The sequence below is a fragment of the Chitinophagaceae bacterium genome (assembly GCA_030053935.1).
GTDB lineage: Bacteria > Bacteroidota > Bacteroidia > Cytophagales > JASGCU01 > JASGCU01.
The window spans coordinates 1-12,507 of sequence record JASGCU010000072.1 but is presented as its reverse complement, the minus strand read 5'-3'; the positions used below and the strand labels follow the sequence as shown (position 1 = coordinate 12,507).

Below are 12,507 nucleotides of genomic sequence, written 5' to 3'. Positions count from 1 at the left end.
TATAATAGTTATAATGACTCATTTTTTACAAAAATTACATAAAATTCTAAAAAATAAATTTTTATAGTATAATTGTATTTTTGAAAAAGAGAATAAATCACAAAATGAAATCCGAAATACATAAAAAAGTAGATTCACCCTGAAATAGATACAAAAATGAAAACAATATACAATACAATTATTTTGTATTTATAATAAATATAATAATACAATAAGTATAATAATACAATGGAAAATCTTTTTTACACAATTTTAACAATACATATTTTAGGGGGAGGAATAGGTCTATTAACGGGTACTCTTATTATGATAAACAAGAAAGGAAACTCTTTACATAAAACTATAGGAAAAATATTTGCATACGGAATGATTTCTGCAGGCTTTTCGGGCATAATAATGTCTCTTCTTCACCCTGATTATTTTTTATTTATAATAGGTATTTTTACTCTCTATTTAGTTGGAACCGGGAAGAGATTTATTTTTCTTACAATGTTACATACCGGACAAAAGCCGTATATTATTGATTGGATTATGACATATACTATGCTTATTACAGGTTTGGTGTTTATTATTTTAGGAATGTACCATCTCTTAGAATACAATATATTTGGTATTGTCTTTATAGTTTTTGGTGCTGTGGGATTACTTTCTTCTATACAAGACATAAAACACTACAAAGGTATTATAAAACAAAAAAAATACTGGCTTTCTATTCATATACAAAGAATGGTTGGGGCATATATTGCCTCTCTTACAGCATTTTTGGTTGTAAATATACATAATATCCCTGTTGAAATACCTTCTTTTATAGTATGGTTATTACCTACTACATTATTTGTTCCATTTATATTTTTTTGGATAAAAAAATACGTAGGAAAAAAAATTACTTCTCAATAGAGTATTGTACATTTTTTTGGTATTATTAAAATTATATGGATATTCTCAAAACACATTTTTCTTATTTAATAACTTTCAGTATGGACTCAATAATTAAATCATAACTAAATAGTTAAAAAAAAATGCAATTACCAGATCAAAACCCTTATCAAAAAATTTTTGCTCTCCAGAAAGAAAAAAGTGAACATTTACGGAGTGAAACTTATCGTCAAAGAAAAGAGAGAGTTTTAAAGATACAACAGTGGATACATAATAATAGAAAAAGTATTCAAGAAGTGTTATATTTGGATTTCCAAAAACCTGCTCCCGAAGTAGACATTTCTGAGATACTCCCATGTCTTATGGAAATCAAATTTATTGCAAAAAACATAAAAAAGTGGATGCGCCCTCGAAACGCCCCCTTTTCTATTACTCACATAGAAGCATCTTGTAAAATTTATTACGAACCCAAAGGCGTTTGTCTTATAATATCTCCTTGGAATTATCCATTTAACTTATCTATAAGTCCATTAGTTTCTGCGCTTTCATCCGGTAATACAGTTATTTTAAAACCATCAGAGCATACTCCTCACACCAGTAAGTTACTTACTACAATGATTCAAGAACTCTTTACCCCCGAAGAAGTAACCGTAATACAAGGAGATGCCTCGGTCGCCGAGCAATTATTACAACTCCCTTTTGACCATATATTCTTCACAGGAAGCCCAACAATAGGAAAAATAATTATGAAAGCAGCGTCTCAACACCTTACATCTGTAACCCTTGAATTAGGAGGAAAATCACCCACTATAATTGATGAAACAGCCGATATATCCGACGCAACAGATAAAATTGCCTGGGGGAAATTTTTAAACTCAGGCCAAACCTGTATAGCTCCCGATTATATACTTATTCATAAAAACATAAAAGAAAAATTTATATCCTCCCTCATAAAAAAAATAGAAACCATGTGGGATAAAGAAAAAACAAATTTTACAAGCCCATCCGATATGACAAGAATTGTAAATCAAAAACAATTTCTAAGATTGGTAGCTTTATTAAAAAATGTACAGCAACATAACGCTACTTTTCTATATGGAAACGAGTACTACCCCGAAAAAAGAATTATAAAACCAACCATAATAGAAGGAATGCCTCCAAATTCTCTTATAGCAGAAGAAGAAATTTTTGGACCAATCCTTCCTATCGTAGTATACAATAATTTACAAGAAGCGATTCATATCATAAATGCAAAACCAAAACCTTTATCTATTTATATGTTCTCAAAGAATCAAAAAGCAATAGATCACCTACGTATCAATACTTCATCAGGTGCATTTGTAGTCAATGAATGTTTAGTACATTTTTCTCACCATCAAATGCCTTTTGGAGGAATAAATAATAGTGGAATAGGAAAATCACATGGATTCTTTGGATTCCTTGCCTTTTCAAATGAAAAATCTTATATGAAACAAAGAATAGGATTTACCACTTTCAAATTACTCTATCCACCTTATACAGCGTGGACTCAAAAAATCATAAACACACTTATAAAAATATTCGGATAAAATAATATATATGCGATTAGTTATACCATTACTACTAGTACTATTATGGTACGGATGTAATAACAAAGAAGAAGAAAAAAAAAGAAAAAAAGATTTTGAATTACAACACCTTGATTGGAAAACAAAAAGATATGAAGATCTCCGAAAAGAATTCGGATATTTAAGTATCGCAGGATTTTATTGGTTAAAAGAAGGAGCAAATTCATTTGGAAGCGATTCTTCAAACGACATTGTCTTCCCACCAAGTTTTCCGAAGCATTTAGGCACATTTTTCGTAACCGGAAAAAGTGTATCCATGGTTCATACTAAAAATATAATTATAGAAGATAAAAATAAACAACCCTTACCAGAAGTATCAGATGTTTTTTTAGATACAGAAGATGCATCCACACTTATGAAACAAGGAGATATGTATTGGAAAGTAATATCAAGAAATCAAAAACTAGCAATACGTCTTTGGGATATGAAAAATCCACTTATAGATTCTTTGAAACCATTTCCTACTTTTCCTACCAATACCAATTGGAAAATAAAAGCGAAACTCCAAAAAGATAATCATCCTCAGAAAATAAATATTCAAACCGTTTTAGGATATTCTGATGAGCAGGATTGTCCGGGTATTTTTGTTTTTCAAAAAGACGGAAAAAACTATAACCTTACACCTTATATGGACGGAGATATCTTTTTTATTGTATTTTCAGATAGCACTTCTGGCATAAGTACTTACGGTGGAGGAAGATTTTTACATGCAGAAAAAATAAAAGAAGATGAATTTTGGATAGATTTCAACAGAGCATATAACCCACCTTGCTCCTTTTCATCATATACAACATGCCCAATGCCACCAAAAGAAAATATTTTAAAATTAAAAGTAGAAGCAGGGGAACAATATTTTGTAAATGAACACACAACAATACAATAAATAAATTATTATAAAAAATAAATATATAAACACATCAAAAAATAAAAAATGAGAAAATCACATGAAATAGACTACAAAATATATGGAGAAGGTATTCAGATTGTAGAGATAGAACTGGACCCTCAGGAGACAGTAATAGCAGAAGCAGGTACTATGCTTTTTATGGAAGATGGTATCCAATTCGAAACAAAAATGGGAGATGGCTCTAATGCAGACCAAGGATTTTTAGGAAAACTATTATCCGCAGGGGCAAGGCTTTTAACAGGAGAATCACTCTTCATCACCCATTTTACGCATAGAGGATATGGGAAAAAAAAAGTTGCTTTTTCAGCCCCTTATCCAGGTACCATAATTTCATTTGACCTGTCCCAACAGTTAAACCATGAAATAATTGTTCAAAAAGACGGTTTTCTTTGCGCCGCTTTAGGAACTAAACTATCCATGGTATTTAATAAAAAAATTGGTTCAGGATTAGTAGGTGGAGAAGGATTCATCCTTCAAAAACTATCAGGAGATGGAATGGCTTTCGTTCACGCAGGAGGAACAGTTATAGAAAAAAAACTAAATAACGAAGTACTAAGAATAGACACAGGTTGTGTAGTAGCTTTTGAAAGCTCTATTGATTTTGATGTTCAAGTAGCTGGCGGCCTCCAATCCATGCTTTTTGGAGGAGAAGGTCTCTTCTTAGCTACCTTGAAAGGCACCGGAAAAGTATGGTTACAATCAATCCCTATAAGAAAACTCATACAAGCACTTTCACCATACGGAAGAAATACAGGAAAAGAATAAACTATAAAAAAATAAATATAAACCATTATATAAAATAATGAAACACAAATACGGATATACCAAAGATGGAAAAGTATTTAGACATGCGTTTCTGCACCACGAAGAAATTCAAATAGGGATAGTAAAAACAACAGAAGAAGAAGCAATACAATACTTCACAAAAAAGTACGATGTTTTATCTGAAAAAATAAATATAATAGAAAAAAAAATATCAGAAGCTACTAATAAAGGATCCTATCTCCTACAGCTAATACATATAAAAGAATCTATCCAAAAATATAAAGGATTGGGTGATTTTATCAGAGTGTACGAAAAAATAGAACTATTAGAAAAATATTTAAAAGAAATTATCTCTATAAATAAAGAAAAAAATAAAGAAGCAAAAGAAGCACTTATTCAAGAATTATCAACACTCATAGACCATCAAAATGATATAAAACACATTCAGAAGAACCTAAAAGATATCCGCGAAAGATGGATAAAAAAAGGAGATACCTTTCCATATATCAATGCAGAATATGATAGAAGGTTTCTCTCTCTTCTAAAAGCATATTACACACAAAAAAAAGAATACAATGCAACATTATCAAGAACATTTTATGAAAACAAAAAAAAATATAAAGAAATAATAGAACAAATAAAACATATTCAAAAGAAGGGAAAAAATAAAGAAACCATAGAGCAAGTAAAAACATTTCAACGGAATTGGAAAACGATAGGGAAAGTATCTATAAAAGATAAACAACATCTTCAAAAAGAACTCCAAAAAGTAACAGATTTTTTCTTTATAAAAGATACCCAAAAACAAAAAAATTCTACTCCAAATAAAACCCCATCTATACATATAAATAAAAATATTATTTCCAACGACCTCAACCGATTTGATACAAAAGATAACACCGACAGGATTGCAACCAAAAAAACTTATTTTGTAAATAAAAAAACGATATCTTTTCCTAAAATAAAAGAAAAATTAGAATAAAACATAAAAAAACAAATATCTATATTATAACTCACATTACGCAAAAATTATATTCAAAAAAAATATTTTAACATTTGAAATGTGATCCCACTACGAAAAGTCTTTTTTACAAAAATATCTAGTTTCAAAACTATTGATAATCAAATTTTACAAAGTTATAAACTTATCAAAAGAGAACCTTCAAGGTGGACTCAAATGGTAAAGAGATGAATTTTTATTATATTTTTGCTTTTGCGTAATGTTAGTAATTTACTATTTTCCAACAGAAAAAATATTATTTCAAGACGACTTAGTTTGGATAGCAAAAGAAGGGGTAATTAAAAAAGCAAGTGGAAGGCAAGCCGGACTTTACAATGCAGTTAAAGAACTTGGTTTAGACATCATTACGATTTTTCAATCATGGCCCGTAGCTGACTACGGTGTAAAGACAGTTATTCCATTTGCAGATATTGAAAAATCAATGAACATAGAATAAAGAACGGGTCATAACGTAGATTTTGCCTTAGTGTGTGGGTAGTGAATAGAAACAATTGAGAATTAATAAACGTTGGTACTGGTAAAAAGCTTTTGGTTTTAAAAACCCACTAACGCAAAAAAACGAAATGTACTATTCTAAAAATGAAATAAAATTAACAATAGACACAATAAATACATACTATAGTATAAACATTTGTGTTTCTACTAAAAAAATAAAAAAAACAGTAAAACAAATTTTCAAAAATTAAATCTTATTACAAACAAAACTGCAAATATAAATAGAAACATCAAGTATAAAAAAATAATATGTGAAAAATATAAAAAAAATATTAATTTGAGTTTTACCATTAAAAAAATAATAACCTACTAAATTAAATATTAAATCATGGAAGCATTAATTTTATTATTTGCATGTATAATAGGCTTTTTTACGCTTATTTATTTTGTACCATTAAACCTATGGATCACAGCTATATTTTCAAATGTAAGAGTGAGTTTATTAGATCTTATTCTTATGAGAATACGAAAAGTACCACCAAGTATTATAGTAAATTCATTAATTACAGCAACAAAAGCCGGAATATTAGTTTTGGATTCCGAAGGAAGTACAAAACGCAGACCGCTTAAAACTACAGATCTAGAAACACATTATTTAGCTGGCGGAAATGTTCCTCAAATTATCAGAGCATTAATATCTGCAGATAAAGCAAATATAAATCTTACATTTAAACAAGCAACCGCAATAGATTTAGCAGGAAGAGATGTTTTTGAAGCAGTTCAAATATCTGTAAACCCTAAAGTTATTGATACCCCATCTGTGGCAGCTGTCGCTAAAGACGGTATTCAATTAATAGCGAAAGCAAGAGTAACAGTACGTGCTAATATATCCCAATTAGTAGGAGGAGCAGGAGAAGAAACAGTATTAGCAAGAGTCGGAGAAGGAATAGTAACCTCAATAGGATCCGCAAAGAGTCATAAAGAAGTATTAGAAAACCCAGATAAAATATCAAAATTAGTTTTGTCTAGAGGATTAGACGCGGGAACTGCATTTGAAATATTATCTATAGATATTGCAGACGTAGATGTAGGCGCAAATATAGGTGCAAAACTTCAAATAGACCAAGCTACAGCAGACCTAAAAATAGCAGAAGCAAGAGCAGAAGAAAGAAGAGCTATGGCAGTAGCATTAGAACAAGAAATGATTGCAAAAGCACAAGAAGCAAGAGCAAAAGTTATAGAAGCAGAATCCGAAGTCCCTTTAGCAATAGCAGAATCTTTTAGATCAGGAAACTTAGGAATTATGGACTACTATAGAATGGAAAACATGAAGTCCGATACTGCAATGCGAGATTCTATATCTGGCAAAACTAATAAAGTAGATAAAAAGAAAGAATAAAATAATAATATAATTTTGTAATAAATCATTTAAAAATAGAACAACTCTTAACCTCTCTTTTTTTATTTAAAAACATTGAAAAAAATAATATTTATTACCATAGATACTATTGTATCTAAAGAAAATAATAACCCTTATTATACAAATATACCTAACTTTGTTGATAAAGCACTAATTAATATATTAAAAATATCTGATAATGAAGAATTCGAAATAGTATTCCTTATAGATAAGCACACAACAAGATTAGAATATAATATTCAAAAAACAAATGAAACAGAAAATACTCATATTAATATAATATCAATAGTTTTAGAAATAATAAAAGCAATAGGTATAAAATTCTATGACTATTATTATGACATAACAGAATCAGAAAAAGACACAAAAATAGATTTTGAAAATGATAGCATAAATATACATAATTTACAAAAAATATACGATTTAAATTATTCCTATCTTATAACATCACAACCATTGTTATTAGAAACAAATACTATCCCTTCTGTGAAAAAAATATTTTTCACAGACCAATATTCTGAAAATATAGATACTACATGTTCTTGGGATAATATTTATAAATACCTGATACAACAACCACGAAAAATATCTATACATAAAGAAAATAAAGATATAGATATAACTATTACACTCAACTTAGATGGCGCAGGAAAAACAAATATAAATTCAGGTATAGGTTTTTTAGATTTTTTATTAGAACAATTTGGAGAATATTCTTCTTGTGATTTATACATAAGTATAATAGGAAATCTAAATGTAGATGAGCATAGTACAGTCGAAAGTACAGCACTAGTATTGGGAGAAGCATTTAAAAAAGCATTAGGAAAAGTGAATAATAACCATTACGGATTTATGCTCCCCGTCAATGATTGTTTGGCACAAGTAGCTATAGAATTTGGAACAAGTCCATGGCTTGTATGGGACACAGAATTTAGACGTGAAAAAATAGGACAAATGCCTACCGAATTATTTTTTTATTTTTTTAAATGTTTTTCCGATGCATCAGACTGTAACCTTAATATAAAAGCAGAAGGACATAACGAACATCATAAAATAGAATCTATAATAAAAGCATTTGGTAAAGCAATAAAAATGGCGATAGATAAACATTCTAACCCCGATACATTTATTATAAACGAAATACCCAAACCTGTAAAAGAAAAAAAAATTACTTTTAAAAATAATATAAAAAATAACTAACCCGCACTAAAAATGAATAAAAAAAAAATAATACAAAAAATGCTCCCGCATACAATTGCGATTTTAATATTTTATGTATTAACCCTCATTTTTTTTAGAGAAACATTATTTAATGAAAAACAAATAAATCAACACGATATACAACAATACAGAAATAGTGCAAGAGAACTCAATGAATTTAATGCTAATAAACCCCTATCCGAACAATCACTATGGACAAATAGTATGTTTTCTGGCATGCCATCCTATCTTATATCTATTAAATGGTATAACGATATAGTCATGGCACTCTATGAATACTACGGTATGGGTTTATCCCATCCTGTAAGAATTTTTATATTCTCACTACTATCGTTTTATATACTTTTACTCTCATTTAAAATAAGACCTTATATTGCTATTATAGGTGCAATAGGATTTACTTTCAGTTCCTACAATGTGATAGGTTTTTTCGGAGGGCATAATTCTAGAATAGGTGCTATAGCCTTTGTTCCTCTTGTTCTAGCTGGATTACACTTTGCTTATCAAAAAAAAATATGGATGGGAGTAGCAATAACATCGGTAGCAATGGCATTACATATAGCATTTGCGCATATTCAAATAACTTATTATCTTTTATTTATTGTATTAACCTATTGTATTGTAGAATTTTTTATATTTCTATCTCGAAAACAACTTTTTCTATTCTTAAAAATAAGTATTTTATTGCTCATAGGAGCATGTATAGGATTAGGAACCTCTGCGGGGAAACTTTTTACTATTTATGAGTACAATAAATATTCCATACGAGGCAAGGCAGAATTGCAAGAACAAATTCAAGAAAGACGAACAGGAGAAGGCTTAGATAAAGAATATGCATTCCAATACAGTAACGGAATAATAGAACCGATAGTTTTATTTATTCCGAATATATTAGGAGGATCATCTCAACAAAGTCTAGATAAAAAATCATATTTGGGAAAAAAAATGAAAGAGTATGAAATACCAGATTCACAAGCAAATGCTCTATTAGAAAATGCACCTACATATTGGGGAAATCAACCTCTCACAGCACCATACTACTCAGGATGTATTTTTATATTCTTATTTGTATTAGGATTCGTATCCCATATATCTCTAAAAAATCAGGTAGATTATAAAAAAGAATATTTAGATAAAGGTTTTTTTCATTTCTTCTTTGAAAAAACACAAAGAGTATATTTTTTGTGGATGTTTTTTATGATATTAGCAGGTATAATGCTCAGTTGGGGAAGCAATTTTTATCTTAACTCTCTTTTGTTTGATTATCTACCTGGATACAATAAATTTCGTTCTCCTACTTTTACTATGCTAATACCTATTTTCTTTTTCATATTAGGAGGATGTATTGCATTGGAAGAAGTATTTTTAGCTTCTTTTCAGCAAAATTGGAGAAAAATAGAAAAAAAACAAATTCGCAATCTTTTATTAGCAGTACTACTAACCGCTGGATTTGCTTTATTACTCCTTTGCATAGGAATATTATTCAGTTATACCGGAAAAGTAGATACGCAACTCGCTGAAAACGAATATCCAAAATGGTTTTTAGAAGCATTGATATTAGATAGAAAATACCTATTTCGGATGGATGCCTTTAGAACTATTTTTTACATATTACTCAGTGCATGCGTTATTTTTTTCTTATGGAGAAAAAAAATCACTATCCAAGTAGCTACTCTATCTATAACTACACTAGTTGTTTTTGATGTTTTATTAGTAGCAGATAGATTTGTAAAAAAAGATTCTTTTACATCAAATGCCCCAGTTATAACTCCCGATGCTAACAAAAAAATACTTTTAGATAGTAGTTATTATCGCGTATTATATCTACCGAACCCATTCAATGATGCAAATACATCTTACTATCACCATTCTATAGGCGGTTACAGTGCTGCTAAATTGAGAAGGTATCAAGACCTTATAGAACATTGTCTCAGTAGAGAATACGCCCGATGTATAGGAATAATCAGAACGCAAGAGTATAATTTTACATCTTTACCTGTTATAAACATGCTCAATACAAAATACTTTCAGATGGGAGAAGAATATAAAGATGTTATAAAAAATAACAATGCAAATGGTCCCGTTTGGTTTGTAAAAAAACTTGTCCCTGTAACAACTCCTGATGAAGAAATGAAAACACTCTGTACCATTGATACAAAAACAACTGCTGTCATAGATGTGAATAAGTACCCTATTCTGCAAACAGAATACGATACCACCGGAAATATTTCCTTTCAAAAATATCAACCGAATAAAATTACTTATATATCTTCTACCTCAGAAAAAAGATTTGCTGTGTTTTCAGAAATATACTACCCAGAAGGATGGAAAGCAAAAATAGACGATCAAGAAATTCCTATAATGAGAGTTAATTATGTATTGAGAGCTTTAGAGATACCACAAGGAGAACATACTATAACTTTTACCTTTGAATCCGATTCTTATTTACAAGGTAATACTATTATGAAAATCTTTTCATGGATACTATTAGGCACTCTTTTATCCGGATTAGGATATGAAATTTATAAAACATCGCTTATATTTCATGAGAATAAAGAAAATACCTCTGAAAAAAACATGAAATGGAAAAAAAAAAAAATACTTGATACCTCAACATAATATATTTTTCAATCTAAATCAGTAATATAATGCGACTACATAAAATATTAGAGTTCATAATAGACAGAAAATTATTCATAAAGATATTTAGAATAATAGCATTTATAGAAGGACTTTCTTTTATGATTCTTTTATTTATAACAGTACCGCTCAAATATATATTTGATATGTATACACCTAATATTATAATAGGAAAGATACACGGCGGACTTTATATTTTATATATAATTCTTCTTTTGGATATTTTTTTTAAATCAGATAATTGGAATGCAAAAGTATTTTGGAAATGTGTTTTTTTAGGTATCATCCCTTTTGGAACTATTTGGGCTGATAAAAAATATTTTAATAGAATCCAATAGTATTTTTATGACCAACCTAAAAGTTTTAAATTGGAAAGAATATGAACTTATAGATAGTGGAAATAAAGAAAAAATAGAAAGATTCGGACATCTTACTATTATTAGACCTGAACCTCAGGCACTTTGGAACAAAAGAATGTCCGCAGAAAAATGGGAGCAACTCGCAGATGCTAAATTCACCCGAAATATAAACACAAAAAATAACTATGAAAATGAAGGTGGATGGACTTTTTATAACAAAAAAAAAGAATGGTTACTTCCTTACCATTATAAAAAACTATCGCTTATATTCAAATTGAAATTTACAAACTTTGGACACGTAGGTGTTTTCCCCGAACAAGCGGAAAATTGGAATTTTCTTTACGATACCATAACTACACATAAGTTTCAAAATATATTAAATCTCTTTGCTTATACTGGTGGTTCCTCCTTATCTGCTATATCTGCCGGAGCATCTGTTACTCACTTGGACTCTGTAAGTACTATAAAAGAATGGGCTGTTGAAAACCAAAATCTTTCACATCTCCCAAACAATATACGATGGATAGTAGACGATGTTGTAAAATTTGTCAAAAAAGAAATAACACGAGGAAAAAAATACGATGGAATTATATTAGATCCTCCCGCTTACGGCAGAGGAGTAAACGGAGAAAAATGGATATTAGAAGAACATTTGGGTGAATTACTCACTTTATGCCACCAACTACTACAAAAAAATAAAAATTTCTTACTACTCAATACTTATAGCGTCGGAATTTCTTCCATAGTAGGAAAAACCCTCATAGAATCAATATATAATCCTAACAATGTAGAATATGGAGAACTATCAATTGTTTCCCGTACTAAACAAGAAATCCCATTTGGAACTTTTACTAGATTTGTTACTCTCTCATAATAAGGAGTAACACTTCTAAAAATTGATTTTTGGAAGATTCATACATAAAAATAGCTATTGTTAGTTAAATATAGATTTTGTATATTACCAAATAAAAACTATAAAAAATATTAGTTATCCAAAATGTAAAAATTCAAATAATTAAAAGGATAGTAAAATTTTAGGCAGGCAACGATATTTTTGTAAAGATTGTAAATATAGATATTCTGTAGTGAAGAAAAGTACAGAAAAACCATAAAAAAGAAGCGTTTAGCGTTATCTATGTATCTTGAAATTTTGGGTGGTGATTCAAAAAGTATGATAGGTTAAATAAAGCCCCAATTAATATAAAAAATTGCTCAACAAAAGGCTTTCATTGTGATTAAACATTTTTTTTGAAAGA

Annotated in this window: 11 protein-coding genes; all 11 read left to right on the top strand. The window is 29.3% G+C overall.

Features of this window, described 5'->3' with window-relative positions:
• The first annotated feature begins 228 nt into the window (after nucleotides 1-228).
• The 11 genes from QM536_07595 to QM536_07545 all read left to right on the top strand — a co-directional run bounded on the left by QM536_07595 (nucleotide 229) and on the right by QM536_07545 (nucleotide 12,125).
• Nucleotides 229-897: a hypothetical protein gene (locus QM536_07595; GenBank protein MDI9356866.1), complete on the top strand. Its 669-nt coding sequence runs from the start codon at nucleotides 229-231 to the stop codon at nucleotides 895-897.
• A 122-nt stretch (nucleotides 898-1,019) separates the two neighbouring features.
• Nucleotides 1,020-2,444 (top strand): aldehyde dehydrogenase family protein, encoded by a 1,425-nt coding sequence (locus QM536_07590; protein MDI9356865.1) that lies wholly within the window; start codon nucleotides 1,020-1,022, stop codon nucleotides 2,442-2,444.
• 10 nt (nucleotides 2,445-2,454) lie between these two features.
• Nucleotides 2,455-3,366 (top strand): DUF1684 domain-containing protein, encoded by a 912-nt coding sequence (locus QM536_07585; GenBank protein MDI9356864.1) that lies wholly within the window; start codon nucleotides 2,455-2,457, stop codon nucleotides 3,364-3,366.
• 48 nt (nucleotides 3,367-3,414) lie between these two features.
• A complete protein-coding gene (locus tag QM536_07580; GenBank protein MDI9356863.1) occupies nucleotides 3,415-4,155 on the top strand; it encodes a TIGR00266 family protein in 741 nt (246 codons plus the stop codon).
• 37 nt (nucleotides 4,156-4,192) lie between these two features.
• Nucleotides 4,193-5,137: a DUF349 domain-containing protein gene (locus QM536_07575; protein MDI9356862.1), complete on the top strand. Its 945-nt coding sequence runs from the start codon at nucleotides 4,193-4,195 to the stop codon at nucleotides 5,135-5,137.
• Between the two features lie 238 nt (nucleotides 5,138-5,375).
• The gene (locus QM536_07570; GenBank protein ID MDI9356861.1) at nucleotides 5,376-5,612 is read left to right on the top strand and encodes a hypothetical protein; all 237 of its coding nucleotides are present in this window, start codon (nucleotides 5,376-5,378) and stop codon (nucleotides 5,610-5,612) included.
• A gap of 387 nt (nucleotides 5,613-5,999) precedes the next feature.
• On the top strand, nucleotides 6,000-7,010 hold the full coding sequence (gene floA / locus QM536_07565; GenBank protein MDI9356860.1) for a flotillin-like protein FloA: 1,011 nt from the start codon (nucleotides 6,000-6,002) through the stop codon (nucleotides 7,008-7,010).
• A 75-nt stretch (nucleotides 7,011-7,085) separates the two neighbouring features.
• Nucleotides 7,086-8,231 (top strand): hypothetical protein, encoded by a 1,146-nt coding sequence (locus QM536_07560; GenBank protein MDI9356859.1) that lies wholly within the window; start codon nucleotides 7,086-7,088, stop codon nucleotides 8,229-8,231.
• Between the two features lie 12 nt (nucleotides 8,232-8,243).
• Entirely contained in the window at nucleotides 8,244-10,871 is a 2,628-nt protein-coding gene (locus QM536_07555) for a YfhO family protein (protein ID MDI9356858.1), read from the top strand.
• Between the two features lie 29 nt (nucleotides 10,872-10,900).
• The gene (locus QM536_07550) at nucleotides 10,901-11,230 is read left to right on the top strand and encodes a DUF3817 domain-containing protein (GenBank protein MDI9356857.1); all 330 of its coding nucleotides are present in this window, start codon (nucleotides 10,901-10,903) and stop codon (nucleotides 11,228-11,230) included.
• Between the two features lie 7 nt (nucleotides 11,231-11,237).
• Entirely contained in the window at nucleotides 11,238-12,125 is an 888-nt protein-coding gene (locus QM536_07545; protein MDI9356856.1) for a class I SAM-dependent methyltransferase, read from the top strand.
• Nucleotides 12,126-12,507 lie beyond the last annotated feature (382 nt).